Below are 19,916 nucleotides of genomic sequence, written 5' to 3'. Positions count from 1 at the left end.
GTAACGAGGTGAAGATGACTGAATCGAAACATGGTTCAGGCCTTTCGCGCGCCCAGATGAAAGATATTCCCGGTTATCCAGGGTATCTGGCAAGTGACGATGGTCTTATTTACTCGCTCCGCTCAGGTAGCGTTCGGCGGCTGTCGATGCGGCTACATAACGGCTATTGGCACGTGAATGTAAACACCGGAGCAGGTAATGATACGAAAGTGAAGAAGCAAGTGCATCAGCTTGTGTTGCTTGCCTTTACCGGGCCAAAGCCATCTGAAGCCCATATCACCCGCCATCTGGATGGCAACCCGCTGAACAATTGCAAAACAAACCTCGCTTGGGGAACGCCAAAGGAGAACACTTCAGACAGCATGCAGCATGGAACGGCCGCTTGTCTGCGGCGCGGACAGCGAGCGGTCGCAACAAAATTGAAGCCTGAAATCATCCTGAGCATTGAGCGAGAGGCGAAGTCCGGTAAGACGTTGGTAGAAATTGCAAAGCGCTACGGTATTACGCACACGCATGTTCGCCGCATCAGGGATCATCTGTGCCATCCAGATATTTGGTCAAAGGGGGAGGGTGGGTAAAAACCTCAGGGGAATCACCCTAAAGGACCGCCGCCTAACCTCTTTTCACATCGCCGCAGGTTAGAAAACTTTTTTATGGGGTCCCCCACTCGATGATTAATAGGAGTTTTCGATTATGTCTGGACCACCGAAAACCCCGACCCATCTACGTTTGGTGAGGGGTAACCCATCTAAACGCCCGATCAATGAGAACGAACCAAAACCCCCTTCAGGGGTACCCCCAACGCCGAAGCATTTCGACAAGCAGGGGAAATACTGGTTTAAACGGATGGCCGACGAGCTTGATGCTATCGGTGTGATGTCTCAGCTTGATGCCAGAGCCCTTGAGCTGCTGGTTGAGGCCTATACCGAATACCGGCATCACTGCGACACGCTTGAAGTTGAGGGCTACACCTACCGGACCGAAACGCAGAGCGGGGATGTGCTGATCAAGGCTCACCCCGCCGCCATCATGAAAGCTGATGCCTGGAAACGTCTGCGCGCCATGCTTGGTGAGTTCGGCATGACTCCAGCCAGCCGATCGAAAGTGAATGCAAAAGGCCCTGAAGCGGTTGATCCGATGGCCGAGTTTATGAAAGCGAGGGATTAATGGCTAAGGTTGCAGAAGGCATCCGCTACGCCGAGAGGGTAGTGGCGGGGGAAATTATTGCCTGTGAGTATGTGCGCCTTGCCTGTCAGCGTTTTCTTGACGATCTGGCACACGGCGAAGAGCGCGGTATTTTCTTCAGTGAACCGCGCGCGCAGCACATTCTGAATTTCTATAATTTTGTACCTCACGTAAAAGGCGCACTGGCAGGGCAGCCTATTGAGCTAATGGACTGGCACGTTTTCATCCTGATTAATATTTTTGGTTTCGTGATCCCGCTGGTTAACGAGGAAACGGGAGAAACCGTTTTGCGTAACGACGGCAGCGGTCGTCCAGTAATGGTTCGGCGCTTCCGTACAGCAGATGTTGAGGTGGCCCGTAAAAATGCCAAATCAACGCTTTGCTCCGGCGTGGGGCTTTATATGGCTGGTGCCGACGGCGAGGGCGGTGCGGAGGTTTATTCCGCTGCAACCACCCGTGACCAGGCACGAATTGTTTTTGAAGACGCGAAGAATATGGTCAAAAAGGCGAAAGCCACGCTTGGGCGGATCTTCGAATTCAACAAGCTCGCTATCTACCAGGAGCAAACGGCCTCCAAGTTCGAGCCTTTATCATCAGATGCGAACAACCTCGACGGCCTGAACATCCACTGCGCTATCGTCGACGAGCTGCATGCTCACAAAACCCGTGACGTCTGGGACGTTCTGGAGACGGCAACCGGTGCGCGTCTGCAATCGCTGCTTTTCGGTATCACCACCGCCGGTTTCAACAAAGAAGGCATCTGCTACGAATTGCGTGATTACGCCATCAAGGTGCTGCGTGGTCTGGTAAAAGACGATACGTTTTTTGCCATCATCTACACCTTAGATGAAGGTGACGATCCCTTTGATGAAAAAGTCTGGCAGAAGGCGAATCCGGGGCTGGGTATCTGTAAGCGCTGGGATGACCTGCGCCGCCTGGCTAAAAAGGCGAAAGAGCAGGTTTCGGCCAGAATTAACTTTTTCACCAAGCACATGAATATCTGGGTTACCGCTGAGTCAGCCTGGATGGACATGATGAAATGGGAGAAATGCGAGTTTATCGCCCCGCAGCACGAACTTAAAACCTATCCCTCCTGGGTGGGCGTTGACCTGTCAAACAAAATTGATATCTGTGCGGCCGCTAAAGTCTGGCGGGCGCCAGATGGCCACGTTCATGCGGATTTCAAATTCTGGCTACCGGAAGGACGCCTTGAGAAATGTTCACGCCAGATGGCAGAGCTCTATCGTAAGTGGGCCGGGATGGACAAGCTGATCCTTACCGACGGTGATGTAATCGACCATGCTCAGATTAAGGAAGAGCTACAGCTGTGGGTTGCTGGCGAGAGCCTGAAAGAAATTGGCTTCGACCCGTGGAGTGCGACGCAGTTCAGCCTTGCGCTGGCAGAAGAAGGGTTGCCGCTGGTGGAAGTGCCGCAGACGGTTCGCAATTTCTCTGAGGCGATGAAAGAGGTCGAAGCGCTGGTATACGGTGGTCGCTTCCATCACAGCGATCACCCGGTGATGAACTGGATGATGTCCAACGTAACCGTAAAACCTGACCGGAACGAGAACATTTTCCCGAATAAGTCCACACCAGAGGCCAAAATTGATGGCCCTGCGGCTTTGTTCACAGCAATGAGCCGCGTTCTGGTTAACGGTGGCAACGACCAGCAGGATCTCTCCGGATTCTTCAATAATCCCATCATGGTAGGTTTCTGATGAAAAAAAACAAACGGCCAGGCAGGGTTAAAAGTGCTCTGCTTAACTGGCTTGGTGTGCCTATCAGCCTGACTACCGGCACGTTCTGGGAGGAATGGTTTGGTACCAGCAGCAGCGGAAAGGTGGTAACGGCCGATAAAGCCATCCAGCTATCGGCTGTGTGGGCATGCGTAAGACTGTTAAGCGAGTCTATTTCAACCCTTCCGCTGAAAATATACGTTCGACAGCCTGACGGTTCGCGTAAAGCGGCAACCGATCATCCGGCCTATTCGATACTGTGCCGCCGACCCAATTCAGAAATGACACCATCACGCTTTATGTTGATGGTGGTCGCCAGTATTTGCCTGCGCGGGAACGCCTTCATTGAGAAGAAATTCATCGCAAACCGCCTGGTTTCGCTGGTGCCTTTGCTGCCGCAGAACATGGTGGTTAAACGTCTCGTGACCGGGGCGCTGGAATACAAATACACTGAAAACGGTAACGAGCGCGTCATTCCCGTCAAAAACATCATGCACATTCGCGGGTTCGGTCTTGACGGCGTTTGCGGCATGATGCCGATGAAAACAGGCCGGGATGTGATCGGTTCTGCAATGGCGGTTGAGGAGTCTGCTGCGAAGATATTTGAACAGGGGCTTCAGAGTTCAGGTTTTCTCTCCGCTGAGAATGCGCTGTCTGACGAACAACGTGAAAGACTTCGCAGCTACATGGCTGCATTTACCGGTTCAAAAAACGCCGGGAAAATCATGGTGCTTGAAGGCGGATTGAAGTACCAGGGCGTCACCATGAATCCCGAAGACGCCCAGATGCTGGAAAGCCGCTCTTTCAGTATTGAGGAAATCTGTCGCTGGTTTCGCGTTCCGCCTTTCATGGTCGGTCACACCACGAAGCAAAGCAGCTGGGCATCCAGTCTGGAGGGCATGAACCTCCAGTTCCTGACACATACCCTGCGACCCCTGCTGGTGAACATAGAACAGGAAATAGGACGGTGCCTGCTGGACAGCGATGATGAGGTGTTCGCAGAGTTCTCTGTAGAAGGACTGCTGCGCGCCGACAGCGCGGGCCGTGCTGCGTACTATACCAGCGCGCTCCAGAATGGGTGGATGTCCCGCAATGACGTGCGCCGTCTTGAGAATATGCCACCGATTGATGGGGGTGACATTTACACCGTTCAGCTCAACCTGACGCAACTGAAAAATCTCGAAAGCAGCAATCCTGCTGTTCAGGCTCTGGCCCTGAGAGAACTGCATAACCATATATTCCCTGACATTTCCTTTGAACAATCTCCGCTGAAACAGGCCGCTTAGGAGCACTTTCCTGATGAGCAAAAAACAACTTCCGGCAGCACCGGCGGGTCGACCCTGCGCGCGGGTCACCTGTGAAACTTTACCCTCCGCCATGGAACGCTGGGATGGCGGGATCAAAGCTGCGGCCACCGACGACAACAGTATTTCTGTTTTTGATGTGATCGGGCAGGACTACTGGGGTGAAGGCGTAACAGCCAAACGTATCGCCGGTGCGCTACGGGCGATGAATGGCGCCGACGTAACGGTCAATATTAACTCCCCTGGCGGGGACATGTTCGAAGGCCTGGCCATCTACAACCTTCTGCGTGAATACGAAGGCCGTGTGACTGTGAAGGTGCTCGGTATTGCCGCCAGCGCCGCCTCGGTCATTGCGATGGCCGGGGATGATATTCAGATCGGTCGTGGTGCCTTCCTGATGATCCACAACTGCTGGGTCTACGCGATGGGTAACCGCCATGACTTTGCGGAACTGGCACAGTCTCTTGAGCCGTTCGATACCGCTATGGCAGACATCTACGCGGCGCGTTCCGGCCTTGATATGGCAGCCGTTCAGAAACTGATGGACGCCGAGAGTTATATCGGTGGCAGTGACGCTGTGGCGAAGGGACTGGCAGACAGCCTGCTTTCTGCTGATGCGGTCAGTGATGGCGATGAATCACCCGCGGCCGCGCTTCGAAAACTTGATGCGCTGCTGGCTAAAACCAACACCCCGCGCTCTGAGCGCAGAAAACTCATTAAAGCCTTATCCGGTGGCATGCCTGGCGCTGTCACCACCAACGACGGTACGCCGGGCGCTGCCGAAGATATCAAACCTGAAACCCTCAATTCACTTGAAAGCGCTCTTGCGGCGTTAGTCAAATAAGGACCCCTTATGTCTGAAGTAAACGAAATTCTGAAAAAAGTCACTGCCAGCATTGAAGAGGCAACCGGCAAATTCAACGCGAAAGCAGAAGACGCACTCAAAGAGGCGCAGAAGTCAGGCAGGCTGTCAGAAGAAACAAAAGCTGCCGTTGATAAAATGGCTTCTGAGTTCAATGCGCTGCGTGAAGCTGAAAAAACCCTGAAGGCCGCAATGGGCGAACTGGAGCAACATGTTGCCCAGATGCCGCTGGCAAACGCGAAACAGGTTGTCGAGTCCGTTGGCCACCAGGTGATCTCCGCTGAAGCCCTGAAAACCTTTGCTTCCAGCGTGGAAGGCGGTAAGCGCATCAGCATCCCGGTTAAGGCCGCCCTGACTTCGGTGGATGTGCCTGATGGTGTCGTGGAGCCACAGCGCCTGCCGGGTATTGATACGGCGCCGAAACAGCGCCTGTTTATCCGCGATCTGATTGCTCCAGGCCGTACGTCCTCCTCAGCTATTTTCTGGGTGCAGCAGACAGGCTTTACCAATAACGCGAAAGTGGTTCCTGAAAATACGCAGAAACCATACAGCGAAATTGAGTTCACGCCGAAAATCACTGGCGTCAGCACCATTGCCCACCTGTTCAAAGCCTCAAAGCAGATCCTGGATGACTTCGCACAGTTGCAGTCTACCGTTGATGCCGAAATGCGCTACGGGCTGAAGTATGCAGAAGAGCAGGAAATTCTCTTCGGTGATGGTACCGGCGTTCATCTGCACGGCATCGTTCCTCAGGCGTCAGCGTTCAATCCGGCGTTCACTGTCGAACAGCAGAGCGGGATTGACGATCTGCGTCTGGCAATGTTGCAGGCACAGCTGGCACGCTTCCCGGCATCTGGTCATGTTCTTCACTTCATTGACTGGGCGCGGATCGAGCTGACCAAAGACAGCCTGGGTCGTTACATTCTGGCGAACCCTGCGGCGCTGACTGGTCCGACTCTGTGGGGCCTGCCGGTTGTTGCAACGGAAGCGGCAGCCTTCCAGGGTAAATTCCTGACCGGTGCATTTAACGCTGGCGCGCAAATCTTCGACCGCGAAGATGCGAACGTGGTTATCTCCACGGAGAACGCCGACGACTTCGAGAAAAACATGATCACCATCCGTTGCGAAGAACGTCTGGCGCTGGCTGTGAAACGCCCTGAGGCGTTCGTGTACGGTTCATTCAGCACCGGCGCGGGTAGCTGATAACTATTGCGGCCTTCGGGCCGCTTTTTTTTGGGGCAAACAAATGCTTGATCAGAATGTGGTGAAACAGCATTGCCGCATTGATACCGACTTTACGGGTGATGATGCTCTGCTGGAGATTTACACAGGTGCAGCGGCCCGGTACGTCCAGACATGGACACGGCGAACGCTCTTTGAAAAGGAAAGCAGCCCTGGCTACGCTGACGATCCAGACCCGATACTGCTCAATGATGATGTTAAGGCAGCCATGCTACTGCTTATCGGTCACTGGTATGCAAACCGGGAATCCGTGTCCATCGGGCAAACCGTTGCAGAGGTCCCGCTTGCAGTTGAAGCCCTGCTTCAGCCATACCGAATTTACGGGGTGTAAATATGGCTTGTTCAGGATGCGCGGAACGGCGTGAGTGGATAAAAAAATGGGCGAAAATTGCATATGAACGAGCAACAGGTAAACGAGCTGCTAACAGTGCTACGCGAACAGACAGAAGCACAGAGGGCGCAGACGGACGCGTTAAACCGGCTGGCTGAGTCAAATATGGCGTTATGCGATGTCATTATCCAGTCACTGGCTGAAGATGATGGGGTTGAAATTACGTCACTGAACGATTTGAAACCTCAGTATCTCAGCCAGAAAGTCAGGGGGTAGAATGCAGGCCGGGAAACTACGTCACCAGGTAACAATCCAGGAGCCAGTGATGGTTCAGAACCCAGAGACTGGAGCTGTAAATAAAACCTGGCGGGATTTGGCTACCGTATGGGCGGAAGTCTCCCCGTTGTCTGCTCGCGAGTATATTGCAGCCCAGGCATCGCAGGGGGAAATCACCACCCGTATCACAATTCGCTTTCGACCGGGAATTACCCGGATGAATCGGATCCTGTTTCGCGGTGAGATATATAACATTGAGGGCGTGCTTCCTGATCCGAAAAGTGGCCGCGAATATCTCACGCTTCCCTGCTCAGAAGGGGTAAATGATGGCTGATGGTGTTGAAGTAAGTCTTACCGGGCTTGATTCCCTGCTTGGGAAAATGGAGGCAGTATCAGACGTCACCCGTAACAAAGCGGGACGATTTGCGCTTCGTAAAGCCGCGAACCTAATCAGGGACCGTGCCCGGAGTAATGCTGCCCGGGTTGATGACCCACTGACCAAAGAGGCCATCTATAAAAATATCGTTGCCAGCTTTGGCAGTCGTGAATTCCGGAGAACTGGTAACCTGACTTTCCGCGTTGGCGTTATGGGTGGTGCGCGACAGTATGCCCAGACAAAAGCCAACGTCAGAAAGGGGCGAGCCGGTAGAACTTACAAAACAGCAGGCGACAAAGGGAATCCCGGCGGCGACACCTGGTACTGGCGAATGCTTGAATTCGGAACAGAGCATGCAGCAGCACGACCTATCATCCGCCCCGCGATGAACGGTATCGATGGCCCTGTCATTAACGTTTTTGCGGAAGAAATGGAAAAAGCTATCGATCGTGCGATCAGACAGGCTGTGAAAAAGGGGACCAAAGCATGATAGCGCCTGTTTTTAAAGTTTGTGCAGCCAGCCAGGAGGTTCGCTCCCTGCTGGGAGAATCTCCCGTAAGGCTGTACCCCTTCGGCAAGCATTTTGATGAAGTTGTCTATCCCTATGCGATCTGGCAGAACATTGACGGTGATCCTCAAAATTACCTGAAGCAGCGCCCCGATATAGACCGCTTTTCTGTTCAGATTGACGTTTACGCCGACACAGATATTGAAGTCATCACGGTTGCGCGGGCGCTTCGCGATGCGATCGAAGGCAGCGCAATAATCACCAGATGGGGTATGCAGGAGCTGGAACCCAGTACCATGAAGTACCGTTATTCCTTCGACGTCGACTGGCTCGTCAAACGATAAAACAACCTTCCATAACACACCGGCGCCGCCGGTTTTTTTTACCCGGAGATAACCATGTCAGTAGTGACTCAAGGCACACAGTTGTACGTGCTCGCGAATGGTGTCGTGAGCGAAATTGAATGCATCACTGCATTTTCACCAGGTGGAAGCCCGGCAGATCAGATTGATGACACCTGCCTGAGCGAACGTAACACCCGAAAATATAAAAAGGGATTGCGTACACCGGGGCAGGCAACGGCCACGCTTAACGCAGATCCAACTAACGCCAGCCACCTGATGCTCAGCAACATGGCAGAGTCAAATGACCAGAGCGACGTAACGTTTGCTATCGGCTGGTCTGATGGTGAATCAAAGCCGACAGCGGGAACAGGACCGGAAGCTGTTGATGGTCTGGTGCTTCCTTCTGATCGCACCTGGTACGTATTCAAGGGATATGTTTCCGACTTCCCGTTCGACTTCCAGGGAAACACGGTCGTGCAGACTTCTGCTACTATCCAGCGTTCCGGGCAGGGGGCATGGATTCCGAAAGAGCAGTCTGGTAGCTGATCACTGGCGGGGTTGAACCCCCGCGTTTCAACAAACATTATCGGGAAAGATAAATGAAACTGACACTCGACACACTGAAAGAAACGGGAGCGTTTACCGGCCGCCCGGTGGAAAAAGAGATTACCTGGAAATCACAGGATGGTAAGGAACATACAGCGACAACGTATATCCGTCCACTTGGCTATCACACTGCCACATCAGATGTGCTTGCTGGTCTGGGCCGTATAGATGGGGTAGCTGGCCGTATCGCAGCGTCAATTTGCGATGAAAATGGGCATCAGGTGTTTACGGTTGCCGATGTTACCGGCGAGGCCGATCCAGACCGTGGCGCGCTGGACGGTGGCCTGACCGTGGCGCTGTTGGTGGCTATTCAGGAAGTTAACGATCTGGGAAAGACGGACTCAGCGCAGAAGACGAAATCTGGTGCGAACTAGTCCTTAACGGGATAGGTGGCCGCACTATCGCTGAGGCAAAAGAACGCCTCAGCTTCCGCGAGTTCCAGCAGTGGGTGCAGTACCGGCAGAAGTACGGCAATCTGAACCTGATGATGCGAACGGAGTGGGGTGCGGCACTGGTTTCTTCTGTGCTGGCAAACGTAAACCGTACCAAAAACACCCCTGCCTTCAGCATTGCTGATTTTGCGCCTCATATTGCCGCTGTAGAGCGGGAGGCAGCAAACGAGCCGATCAAACTTGAAGAGGCGATGCGTACATGGGGCTGAATACCTAAGGGATAAATTATAGCCCTTAGGTGTTTTTTTTCGGTAATTATCTGTTTCTTTTAACAACAAAATTATCAACTGCTGACAAAAGTATTGCGATTAATGTCACGGCAATATATGCCATTAATAATCTATCTCCCATGGATGATAACCTTTCGAATGTATCAATTTTATAATTTAATACCCCGTTAAATATAGTGGATAATAAGTACGGGTTTGATAAGTACGAATATATTATTATTAGCGACCATAAGCAAAAGGTAAACAAACTCCCTCTGTATAAACCTTGTATAAGAGACCTAAGTATTAAATAAATATTTGATTTCATTTTCATGCTCCCTTAGTCAAATTTTAACGTTTCTACCGAATGAATATAATTTTGTTAGTTAATCATAATTCATAACAAGTACAGGTGCTAGTATGGCTGGAAAATCCCTCGGAACACTCACTCTTGACCTGATCGCAAAGACAGGCGGTTTTGTATCAGGGATGGATAAGGCTGAAAGAGCATCCGCTCAATGGAGTAAACAGGTTCAGGACGATGCGAAGAAAACAAGCCTCGCACTGGCAGCTACAGGTGCTGCTGCTGCATCTGCTGCATTGGGTGTGGGGGCTGCTGGATTCCAGTTACTTAAAAGCACTTCCAAGCAAATCGCTGAAACAGACCGCTGGGCAAAGTCCCTTAACATTTCGACCCAAAATCTTTTGGCATGGCAATTTGCAGCTGAGAAAGCGGGCGTTTCTGGGGATCAAATGGCTGATATCTTCAAAGATATTGGCGATAAGATTGGCGATGCAGTTCTCAACCAATCAGGCGAAGCTGTTGATGCATTAAATGCTTTAGGTCTGTCCGCTGAAAAATTATCCAAATCCACGCCAGATCAGCAATTGATGGCGATTGGTGAAGCACTCAGTAAAATCAACACAAACGCCGAAAAAACGACAATTCTAGAGAGTTTAGGTAACGATCTATCAAAACTTCTTCCTCTCTTTGATAATAATAATGATAAGTTGCGACAATTCATTGCGTTGGCTAAAGACTATGGAGTCGCTCCTGACCCGTCATCTATAGATGATTTAATCAAGGTTAATAATATCTTCGAGGATATAGAGGCGCAGGTAAAAGGCCTCAAGATGGAGATTGCTTCAGGTCTAGCAAAAGTAGACTTAACTGAGTTAACAACATCGTTTAATAAGGTTAGAGATGTACTGACTGACCCTAAAGTTATTTCCGGTCTTGTTGATTTGGTTAGTGAGGCTGCACAATTGGCTGGATGGTTAGTTACCATAGCAGCTAAGCTTGGCGAAATAGCATCATTGACCGGGAATAGGTTTGCAGCGCTGAGCGGTAAAATAGATATCAACGACTCTGGAGATGTAGAGGAACGGATAACATATCTTCAGAAGATGCTTGAAAATAGGAATGATATCTATAGTCAAGATAAGTCATTTTTTGCGTGGTTTACTGGTGGAGATGATAGTGAGAAAGCTCTCAATGACGAGCTAACAAAACTATTATCAATACGTGAAAAACTGAAAAGCGAAAAGCAACCAAAATCCACACTCCCTGTCCAACTTGCAACAGTAGGGACTGGCTATGCGCTTGATAAAGACGAAACAAACGGCAAAACGAAGCCTGATTCAAATCTTAAAAAGCTTGAGTCTTCGTTTAAATCTATGGAGACAAGTTATCTTCGTCAAATTGCTCTGATCGATACCACCGGAAAGAAAAGCGCAGAAGTCACAGAACAACAAAAGCTTCAGTTTGATATTGCGGACGGCAAACTGGCTGGACTTAATGAAACTCAGAAGACTCGCCTGGAGCAGCTCGCTACTGAGGTTGATCGCCTCAATTCAGTTAAAAAGGCCAATGAGGAAAATATCAGGCTAGCCGAATATGTTGCGAACCTTCAGCGCGAAAATGCTAACGCTGCAAGCTCCCTCGATGCGGATGTTATCGGCGCCGGGTTAGGGGATAAAGCACGCGAACGAATGCGTGAGCAACTCGATATTGAGCGTGAATTTAACGAGAAGCGCGAAGACCTGCAACGCAGATTCCAGAGTGGAGACATTAAGACCTCTACCGAATATGACCGCTATAACCAGGAACTCGATAAGGCACTTGCGGTACGGCTTGATAAATATCGTTCCCATTATGAGGAGCTGGACAAAATTCAGGGCGACTGGCTCGCTGGTGCACAGGATGGGCTGGCTAACTGGATTGACACTTCCAGCGATTATTACAGTCAGGTATCGGGTCTTGTGGGCAACACCCTGGATGGGTTGGTTGACAACATGGCGAATGCACTCAACGGGAATAAAGCGGACTGGGCGGACTGGGCCAACAGCGTGCTGAGCGAGCTCCAAAAGGTTCTGCTTAGAGCCATTCTGGTGAATAGCCTCAAGTCTGCCGGTGGTAGTGGGCTTCTCGGTTCGCTTGGCGGGATGTTTGGAGGCGCGTCTTCTGGTGGCAGTACGCCATCTGGTGCCTACGATTCAGCCGCTTCTGGTTTAACCCTGAACGCAAAAGGTGGGGTTTATGATTCCCCTGATCTGAGCAAATTCCGCAATGGAATTGTGAACAGCCCTACGATGTTCGCCTTCGCTAAAGGTGCTGGCTTGATGGGTGAAGCTGGGCCAGAGGCGATCATGCCGCTAACCAGAACCGCAGACGGCTCTCTCGGCGTGCGAATGGTAGATGATGCTGTCTCCTCCGTTAGCGCGGGAGGGAATAGCATTCAACAGACCATTCACCAGCATTTCGCCATTTCCGGTAATGGCGATGCCGCGCTTAAGCAGGCGATGGAGGAGGCTGCCGCTAAAGGGGCCAGAGACGGCGCGAAGAAGGCGCGGCAGGACATGCTGAGTGATTTCCAGACTAACGGGCAGGGCAGGCGACTGCTTGGCGTTTAATAAGGAGTGAATAAGTATGGCTGCGCTTGAATGGCCTGCTGATGTATGCCCGTCGTCCCTGACATGGCGACCGGAAAGTAACACCAAAACATTTCGCTCTCCCTTTAACGGTGCCTCACAGACCGTTCGTTTCCCCGGCACCCGCTGGATCTGCTCCCTGACGTTTAACAACCTTACCGACGATAAATCCCGGCGTATTGATGCGCTGGTGGCCGATCTCGATGGTGAGTACGGCAGGGTGAAAATTCGCGACTGGGGACGCGAGGGGAGAACGCCAGCCGGAAATCCGGTAGTGCAGGATGCGAACCAGACGGGGAACCAGCTCAGCAGTAAAGGCTGGACACCCGGCAAGCTCGTGCTGCGCACCGGGGATTACCTTACCGTGAACGATGAGCTGAAGATGGTCACTGCTGATGTGACCAGCACTTCAACGGGTACCGCAATGATTCCGATTGCGCCGATGCTGCGTACCTCTCCGCCGGTTAACGGCAAAATTGAGGTGGCTAACCCCTACGGCATTTTTAAGCTGAAAGATAACCAGCAGGGCGCGGGTAACCGCGTTCCCGGCGTTTTCACCAGCTACACACTGGAATTTGAGGAGGCGTTTTAATGCTGTATTCCCCTTTTTCAGATTCGATGATCGCCTGGCTATCCCGTGACAGGGTTACCGCGGTGCTGGCGGCCAATGTCCAGTTTGAATCCGGGACCGCTTACGTCCATTCCGGCACCGGCACGCTGGTGCTGGGCGGATATGTCTATTACGGCATGGGAACGATGGGCGCCATTGATGATGTCAATGAAACTAACACGACGAGCCCGACGCAGCTCAGGATGACGCTTTCCGGCCTGGACATGTCCCTGTTTGCCAAAACGCTTAACGAGCGCTGTGTGGGGAAACCGGCGGAACTGTATCTGGTGGCTATGGACGACAACGGCGTTGTTCAGGTTGCTGACCTGATTTTTAAGGGGCGGGTATCCGGTACCGGCGCGACGTCGGGGGAAACCAACGCCCTGCAATACACCGTCAGTAACATTTTTGAAGACTGGCAACGACCGTTCCCGGACCGCTATACCGACGAATCGCATCAGGCCTCCCAGCCAGGCGATCGCATTTTTCGTTACGTCGCACAGATGGCAGAACGTTCTATTTACTGGGGCAGTAAAAAAGATGCGCCAGGATTTACCTATACGTGAGGAAGCATGAAGCATCCAGACTGGCATAACAGATTAATCGCCGTGATAAGGGCCGCTGAAAAGCGGCCTTTTTTATGGGGCGAACATGACTGCTGCCTGTTCGCAGCTGACTGCGCTGAAGCAATGACCGGGGATAATTTTGCCGACGGCTGGCGCGGGACGTATGACAGCGAAACGGGTGCGAAAAAAGCATTGCTGCGCGGCGGCGGATCGCTGGAGAAAGTGCTGGCGAAGTACCTCGATGAGGTACCTGTGAAGATGGCCCAGCGCGGCGATATCGCGGTTGTCGAGAATGCTGGCACCCGATGCGCCGGGGTGATTTACGGCGGCGCCGTGTGGGTGCCGGGGGAGGATGGGCTGGTTTGTCTGAGGATTAAGCCACTGAGCACCTGGAGGGTTCGCTGATGCCTGCTGCTATTCCAATTGTTGCCACGGTTGCTGCGGGTATTGCGGCGGCAAACGAAGCTTATGCGATTGCCATGGCTATCACTATTGCTGCGCAGGTGGCAACGCAGATGCTGACGAAGAAGCCATCTATTGGCGGTTACCGTGATGTGGCGGAGAGGAAACAGGTTCTGCGCGCGGCTGCCAGCCCGAAAACGGTGGTATATGGCAGGACGGTATCAGCAGGTACGCTTTTCTTCTCCGAAGAGGAAAAAGGCGATCAGACTGATGGCGAATGGCTTCACCTTGCGATCACCCTGGCGGGACACCCTCTCTCCGGTGTGGGAACCATCTATCTCGGTGATGACGATATTGGTTCGTACCCTGATTACGCCACCTACGAAGTACATAACGACCGCCAGACCGCCGATCCGTTTATGCTTCAGAACTGCCCGTCCTGGAAAGAGGACATGATCGGCAAGGGCATTTCCTGGCTACGTGTGTCGCTGAAGTTTAACGCTGAAAAATTCCCCTCAGGCATTCCTAACATCAAGGTCGAGAAAACGGGGCGCAAGGTCTATGACCCGCGCACCGGCCGCACGGAATACAGCAACAACCTTGCACTCTGCGTGCTGGACTATTACCGCAATTACCTGAAGGTGCCGGATGCGGATATCAACTGGGATCAGTTTCAGGAAGCCGCCAACATTTGCGACGAGACGGTAACGAACGGCGACGGAACCACGGAAAAACGTTACACCTTAAACGGTGAGTTCGACCTGAACGAAAACAAAGCCAGCATTCTTGAAGCGATGCTGGCTGCCGGAGCTGGCGAGCCAACGTACATTGCGGGTAAGCACGGCATTCTGGTTGGTGCGTATTATGGCCCTGCAACCGAAGTGATCACCGAAAGTCAGCTGGCCGGCGATATCGAAATCATGCCGGAAGTATCGCAGTCTGAGCGCGTCAACACCATTAACGGTACCTTTATCGATCCTAAGCAGACCTACGCTGAGGCTGATTTCCCGGCGGTGTCTGTCAGCGAATGGGTTGCTGAAGATGGCGTTGAGATTTCGCAGGATCTGAAACTTCGCTTTGTCACCAGTGAGTTTCAGGCTCAGCGCCTGGCAGACATCAAACTGAAGCGCACCCGCATTTCACGCACGATGAATCTCACACTGAACCTGAGCGGCTATCGCTACCGTCCCGGCATGTACGTGAAGGTGAATTTCCCGTCGCTCGGAATCATTAATGTCGAAATGCGCGTGACCGACTGGCGGTTCGGTGTGCAGAACGGGGTGCAGATCACCCTGAAACAGGAGACTGCTGATGTCTGGGGTGATGCAATAGGCAAGCCAATTGAGCGGCCGCCGTTCACGCAGCTGCCATCTGGTGGGGTGGCGCAGCCGCAGAACCTGAAATACACCGTCGAGGAGATTGGGCAGGTGGTTCAGGGCGTGCTGTCCTGGCAGAACATCGGGCAGTTTGTTTACAACAAGGTTGTGATCCGCAAGGCGGGTCAGACGGTGCTCTCTGTTCAGGTTCCGGGTTCCTTTACCCGCCTGACAGGGCTTGTTCAGTCTACCTACACGGCCCACGTCACTGCGGTAAACCAGATGGGGGCAGAGTCGCCGGAGGCATATCTTGAATTCAGCATTCAGGCACCGCCAGCGCCGTCAAGGGTAGATATTGAGCAAAGCTATTTTGCCATCACGCTATACCCGCGCCTGGCAGCAGTGACGAACGTATCAACGCAGTTTGATTTCTGGACGTCCGGCGAAACCAGGCTACCGAATACCAGCACGTCAACGGTTGAAGGCAGGGCAACGCGTGCCGGGATTGGCACCACCTGGAGCAGCCATAACCTGAAGAACGGGCACACCTATTACTGGTATGTCCGCACGATCAACGCGTTTGGTACATCTGCGTTTGTTGAAGTGGCCGCGCTGTGCCAGACCGATACGTCGGGCCTGATTGACGTCATTGACGAGTCTGTCAGGAATTCTGACGCCATGAAAAACGTGGAGAAGGGAGTTGATACCAACCTTGAAGGCATTCTGCAAAACGCGCTGGCGAATAACGGCACGGTGGAACGCCAGTTCCAGCAACTGGGGGAAGTAAATGCCGAAATCATGACGGTCAGGACAACGATCGCCACGGTAGACAAGGCGTTAGCCCAGCTCACCACCAGTGTTAAGTCTCAGTTCGAAAGTGTTAACTCGCAAATCCTCGAGCAGCAAACGGCCATCAGTGATAACACGAAAGCTATCGCTTCCCTTGATACTTATGTTCAGGCAGAGGTTGGAGACCTGACGACGGCGGTTAACCAGAAAATGAACGCCGAGGTGACGAGCAACGGTACAGGCAAGGCTTCATATACCCTGAACCTTGGCATTATCCGTAACGGCGTGAAGTACAACACCGGCTTTGGTATGTCCATTGAGCCTTCTGGTGGTTCTTACAAATCCACGGTTGTATTCGCTGCTGACCAGTTCGGCATCTACTCAGGAAGCGATCCCGGCAACTATGAGGCCGCCTTCTTTGTCTATAACGGACAGGTCTTTATCCGTGACGCGATGATCCAGGACGGCAGTATCACCAATGCGAAAATCGGCAGTTATATCCGCTCGACAAACTTCGCAGCCGGAGTTCGGGGCTGGAACATCGACAAGAACGGCGACTGTGAATTCCACGGCAAACTCTATGCAGACAGCGGTAATTTTGCGTTCAACGGGACCAATAACACGGTCGTTATCAACAATAACGGTATTACCGTCAACATCCCCGGCGGTGGCCGTATCGTCGTTGGTTCATGGTGATTTATGCCTTCAGGACTTTTAATCGATCTCAATGATGGCGGTAAACCGATGGAAATTACCGCCGGATTACGTTGCCCTACATATGGCGGGGCGATATCCGGCGGTATCGGTAACGTGAATACTGCGACAGTTGAGGGTTACGTGGCCGGGTCGAATGTCATTTTCATACCGACCCAGACGGTAATCAGCGACGAGGGGATATTCAAGCTGGACAGCGTCACTATCTCCGGCGCGAACGTCACGCAGAACTGGAGCGGGAATTCAAACCCCGGATTTCCCAATCCGCAGCGCGTGGCGTTCTCCGGCACGCTGTGGCAGATCCTGCCCGTAAGCCAGAACTCAAACGTTGGCCTTCTCGTTCAGAACAGCACCGACTTTACGGCTATCACAACAGCGTCCAGGGTCGGGTACTGCATCTATAAAGCCAGGGTAACTGTCGGTACGTCCGGCTGGGTCACGCCGACCATTGCAGGATTTGATCGCAGTAAATACCTGGTCTGCTGTAAGTGGAACAGCCCTTACACCCTGGACTATGACGGAAACCGGCTGCTGTTTCTGAATGATGGATCAAACACGGAAGACCAGCCCATGATCGGCACAGTTGATGTGATTATTTTTGCGGGTGGCGTTACGCCCGTGGCCGCGAATCCCGGATTCAATATCTATAACGCGGCAGGCCAGTGCACGTTCTCAACGGCGAGAAGGCCATTTGTTTATCTCGGCACTAATTTTGTGCCATCCACATCAGCGCAGACCGTCCCCGGTGGCGGATATGTTCCGGTTGGCCGCTTTGGTCTCAGGGTGCCCAGCTTCGGCGGTGGTCGCATTTATCACTACCATTACGGGCTGGTTATGCAGAATGGCACACTGAGGGCGGGGAGGGGGCTGTATGTCGGCTGGGCTGACAGGCAGCTCGCGAACGCCGGGGTTACGCCGATCTCGCTACCCGTTATCCCCGATATGTACGTCTGAACCTTTTCAGTATTAATACCAACCTCGCTCCGGCGGGGTTTTTTATTGCCTCAAAGGAGCATCTATGTCCGCAGGAACACTGACACTGACCAATAACTCAGCAGCAGTCACCGGCAATGGCACCGCCTTTACCACCGAACTGGTCGCCGGAGATTTTATTGTTGTGACCATCGGCGGTATTCCCTACACGCTGGCGATCAAAACAGTGAACAGTAATACCTCACTGACGCTTGTCAGCAGCTATACCGGACCCACTCAGGCAGGGGCGGCATGGTATGCCGTGCCGCGCGTTGCGATGAACCTTGTTACTGCTGCGCTGGTGGCACAAAGCGCCGAAGCTCTGCGTGGCCTGAACTATGACAAACAGAACTGGCAGCGGTTATTCAGTGCATCGGGAAATATAACCGTTACGCTCCCGGATGGTTCTTCATTCACCGGTCCGTCATGGAACAGTTTTACGGCTGCATTAAATGAAAAAGCTGATAAAGCAAGCCTTGGTAGCGCAGCTGCAAAAGATGCCGGAACAAACTCTGGAAACGTGATGTTGGTAGGCGCATTTAACCTTGGTGCTATTCAGGCGGACGGTCCAACCCTCGATAATATGGACGGGTTAACGCCTACCGGATTTACCTCACATCAAAATGATGGTCTGACTCAGTTGGGCCTGACATCGAATACGGGACTAACTTCCATCATTCTCAATCGGGGCAACAGGCCAACCAGAATACATCAGGCATACTCTCTACGTCGTACCTGGTTTTCATATTACAGCGGGATCGCATGGGCCTATCACGAAGCTTACACGACTGGTAATACGACAAAATCAAGCGATGGTACTTTGAAGGCGGCGTCCCCTGTCGCCCGTATTGTAAAATCCCGTGAGGACTGCCAGCGTGAGGACATTGATTCTGACGGTTTCAGCTGGTGTGGAGGTGGCACTGCCAATGAAGAAGCTGAAGGGATCAAGATTTCAAGACTGGATGTTGGTGTTTATGTCCTGACTGGTTCAGCGGGACTGGCCTCTGAGGGCTGGCAGTTATTGCCACCAATGGACCCTGGCGGCATGGGGGAACTGGGTGTAGTTGAAGCTGAGCAGACAGAAGGCGGTGGGCTGACGATTCGGCTTTTTAAGCGGAAATACATACTCAACGAAGAAGGCGAAATTGTTAAAACGAAAGGGGCTCCTATAGATGTTCCTGCCAACAGCTGGATCGACGTTCGCCTCGATATGCCAGAGGATAGCATCTGGAAAACAAGAGCTTCCGAAGCTTCTCTTGAACTGACAGAGCAGCCTGAGGACATTCAGCCTTAAAAATTAATAGGCGAACCCAAATTGATCTGCATCTCATTTGAAACTACTGTATATAAACACAGTAATAAAGGGAGTGCAGATTATGCCCCGAATTTCAGATATTCAGGCCGCCTTTATTGCGGCCATAGAGCTTAACCCAAAGGGCTACCGCTACCTGAGAACAGACAGCTTTATAGAAAAGTTGCGTGGTTTTAACTGGCACTTCACCCGAGCCGACGCCAATGCATGGATAGAGCGCAATCAGCCAGGCTTCGCTGACAAGACGACAGACGGTAGCGATAACCGGTACTGGATCCTGAGAAACATGGGGAGGGTCCTCTGATGGGATTTGCATCACCTGCGACCGATTACGTCGAACGCCAACTTTCTCCATCCGTTCTGTGCAACATAGGGGCAGAAAGCAGGGTGCTTGAAACAGATGTTGGGTTTGCAGTCATTGAGCCAGCCACGAAAAAAAGGCCAGGAGATGTATTGTTAATTTTGTGCGACGGCCACACGCAGTTTGCAAAACTGATGGGTAAGTCATTGATCACGGATGATGGCGAGGCAATAGAGGGAACCGCTCTGGAAGAGGTGGAAGTGTTGGGCAGAGTGACGTTCTTCATCAATCGTGCATTAGATGATGATTGCCCTGCAATATAGATAAAGTTCCCCATGCTTCACTGACGAATAACCAGCCATAAGCGGCTGGTTTTTTGTGTGGTTTGGTCGGAACGAGAGAATTTTAACCTCCATCCCATGATGGCATCCTAAAGCTCAAAGGAAGTTTTGCATAATCACTTCTTCAAAATCGCATTCCCCAAAATAAAATTTAAGTGAATGAAAAACATGGAGAAAAATGAGGATGAAAATGCAATAAAATCAGCCAGAAAAACAGAGTTAACTGGCTGA

22 protein-coding genes are annotated in these 19,916 nt (G+C 52.1%); all 22 read left to right on the top strand.

Annotation, left to right across the window (positions count from 1 at the left end; genetic code table 11):
- The first annotated feature begins 14 nt into the window (after positions 1 to 14).
- The 22 genes from ACOTX2_RS04990 (at position 15) to ACOTX2_RS04885 (ending at position 19,667) form a co-directional block, all read left to right on the top strand.
- Positions 15 to 578 (top strand): HNH endonuclease, encoded by a 564-nt coding sequence (locus ACOTX2_RS04990; protein ID WP_063418890.1) that lies wholly within the window; start codon positions 15 to 17, stop codon positions 576 to 578.
- 115 nt (positions 579 to 693) lie between these two features.
- Positions 694 to 1,167, top strand: coding sequence for a phage terminase small subunit P27 family (locus tag ACOTX2_RS04985; protein WP_063135828.1), 474 nt, complete (start codon positions 694 to 696; stop codon positions 1,165 to 1,167).
- Positions 1,167 to 2,903, top strand: coding sequence for a terminase large subunit (locus tag ACOTX2_RS04980; RefSeq protein WP_016063095.1), 1,737 nt, complete (start codon positions 1,167 to 1,169; stop codon positions 2,901 to 2,903). The genes ACOTX2_RS04985 and ACOTX2_RS04980 overlap by 1 nt, the downstream gene beginning before the upstream one ends.
- Positions 2,903 to 4,207, top strand: coding sequence for a phage portal protein (locus ACOTX2_RS04975; RefSeq protein WP_063418888.1), 1,305 nt, complete (start codon positions 2,903 to 2,905; stop codon positions 4,205 to 4,207). The genes ACOTX2_RS04980 and ACOTX2_RS04975 overlap by 1 nt, the downstream gene beginning before the upstream one ends.
- Positions 4,208 to 4,220: 13 nt before the next feature.
- Positions 4,221 to 5,069, top strand: coding sequence for a head maturation protease, ClpP-related (locus ACOTX2_RS04970; RefSeq protein WP_032636949.1), 849 nt, complete (start codon positions 4,221 to 4,223; stop codon positions 5,067 to 5,069).
- Between the two features lie 9 nt (positions 5,070 to 5,078).
- Positions 5,079 to 6,290: a phage major capsid protein gene (locus ACOTX2_RS04965; RefSeq protein ID WP_032622508.1), complete on the top strand. Its 1,212-nt coding sequence runs from the start codon at positions 5,079 to 5,081 to the stop codon at positions 6,288 to 6,290.
- Between the two features lie 43 nt (positions 6,291 to 6,333).
- Complete coding sequence (locus ACOTX2_RS04960; protein WP_063418886.1) at positions 6,334 to 6,660, top strand: head-tail connector protein; 327 nt, start codon at positions 6,334 to 6,336, stop codon at positions 6,658 to 6,660.
- Positions 6,661 to 6,937: 277 nt separating this feature from the next.
- Positions 6,938 to 7,270 carry a phage head closure protein gene (locus tag ACOTX2_RS04955; protein ID WP_063418882.1) on the top strand — a complete coding sequence of 111 codons (333 nt, stop codon included), beginning with the start codon at positions 6,938 to 6,940 and terminating at the stop codon, positions 7,268 to 7,270.
- Positions 7,263 to 7,802 (top strand): HK97-gp10 family putative phage morphogenesis protein, encoded by a 540-nt coding sequence (locus ACOTX2_RS04950; RefSeq protein WP_063418880.1) that lies wholly within the window; start codon positions 7,263 to 7,265, stop codon positions 7,800 to 7,802. Before ACOTX2_RS04955 ends, ACOTX2_RS04950 begins: the two co-directional genes overlap by 8 nt.
- On the top strand, positions 7,799 to 8,164 hold the full coding sequence (gene gp17 / locus ACOTX2_RS04945; RefSeq protein WP_063418877.1) for a tail completion protein gp17: 366 nt from the start codon (positions 7,799 to 7,801) through the stop codon (positions 8,162 to 8,164). The genes ACOTX2_RS04950 and gp17 overlap by 4 nt, the downstream gene beginning before the upstream one ends.
- 54 nt (positions 8,165 to 8,218) lie before the next feature.
- Positions 8,219 to 8,710, top strand: coding sequence for a phage tail tube protein (locus tag ACOTX2_RS04940; RefSeq protein WP_023296823.1), 492 nt, complete (start codon positions 8,219 to 8,221; stop codon positions 8,708 to 8,710).
- A 53-nt stretch (positions 8,711 to 8,763) separates the two neighbouring features.
- Positions 8,764 to 9,144, top strand: coding sequence for a phage tail assembly chaperone family protein, TAC (locus ACOTX2_RS04935; protein ID WP_032104576.1), 381 nt, complete (start codon positions 8,764 to 8,766; stop codon positions 9,142 to 9,144).
- A gap of 74 nt (positions 9,145 to 9,218) precedes the next feature.
- Positions 9,219 to 9,431: a phage tail assembly protein T gene (locus ACOTX2_RS04930; RefSeq protein WP_050499237.1), complete on the top strand. Its 213-nt coding sequence runs from the start codon at positions 9,219 to 9,221 to the stop codon at positions 9,429 to 9,431.
- Between the two features lie 420 nt (positions 9,432 to 9,851).
- Positions 9,852 to 12,344 carry a phage tail tape measure protein gene (locus tag ACOTX2_RS04925; protein ID WP_421625887.1) on the top strand — a complete coding sequence of 831 codons (2,493 nt, stop codon included), beginning with the start codon at positions 9,852 to 9,854 and terminating at the stop codon, positions 12,342 to 12,344.
- A gap of 16 nt (positions 12,345 to 12,360) precedes the next feature.
- On the top strand, positions 12,361 to 12,954 hold the full coding sequence (locus ACOTX2_RS04920) for a hypothetical protein (protein ID WP_063135820.1): 594 nt from the start codon (positions 12,361 to 12,363) through the stop codon (positions 12,952 to 12,954).
- Positions 12,954 to 13,538, top strand: a complete 585-nt coding sequence (locus ACOTX2_RS04915) for a hypothetical protein (protein ID WP_032104568.1) — start codon at positions 12,954 to 12,956, stop codon at positions 13,536 to 13,538. Before ACOTX2_RS04920 ends, ACOTX2_RS04915 begins: the two co-directional genes overlap by 1 nt.
- A gap of 6 nt (positions 13,539 to 13,544) precedes the next feature.
- Positions 13,545 to 13,943, top strand: a complete 399-nt coding sequence (locus ACOTX2_RS04910) for a DUF6950 family protein (protein WP_032104566.1) — start codon at positions 13,545 to 13,547, stop codon at positions 13,941 to 13,943.
- Positions 13,943 to 16,741 carry a phage tail tip fiber protein gene (locus ACOTX2_RS04905; protein WP_032104564.1) on the top strand — a complete coding sequence of 933 codons (2,799 nt, stop codon included), beginning with the start codon at positions 13,943 to 13,945 and terminating at the stop codon, positions 16,739 to 16,741. Before ACOTX2_RS04910 ends, ACOTX2_RS04905 begins: the two co-directional genes overlap by 1 nt.
- Before the next feature lie 3 nt (positions 16,742 to 16,744).
- On the top strand, positions 16,745 to 17,713 hold the full coding sequence (locus ACOTX2_RS04900) for a DUF6453 family protein (protein WP_032104563.1): 969 nt from the start codon (positions 16,745 to 16,747) through the stop codon (positions 17,711 to 17,713).
- A 64-nt stretch (positions 17,714 to 17,777) separates the two neighbouring features.
- Positions 17,778 to 19,025 (top strand): hypothetical protein, encoded by a 1,248-nt coding sequence (locus ACOTX2_RS04895; RefSeq protein ID WP_063418875.1) that lies wholly within the window; start codon positions 17,778 to 17,780, stop codon positions 19,023 to 19,025.
- An 82-nt stretch (positions 19,026 to 19,107) separates the two neighbouring features.
- Positions 19,108 to 19,347, top strand: coding sequence for a hypothetical protein (locus ACOTX2_RS04890; RefSeq protein ID WP_022650864.1), 240 nt, complete (start codon positions 19,108 to 19,110; stop codon positions 19,345 to 19,347).
- Entirely contained in the window at positions 19,347 to 19,667 is a 321-nt protein-coding gene (locus ACOTX2_RS04885) for a hypothetical protein (protein WP_022650865.1), read from the top strand. The genes ACOTX2_RS04890 and ACOTX2_RS04885 overlap by 1 nt, the downstream gene beginning before the upstream one ends.
- Positions 19,668 to 19,916: the final 249 nt, after the last annotated feature.

The organism is Enterobacter cloacae complex sp. IR5412, assembly GCF_049237385.1.
Lineage (GTDB): Bacteria > Pseudomonadota > Gammaproteobacteria > Enterobacterales > Enterobacteriaceae > Enterobacter > Enterobacter intestinihominis.
This window is presented reverse-complemented; position numbering and strand designations above follow the sequence as displayed.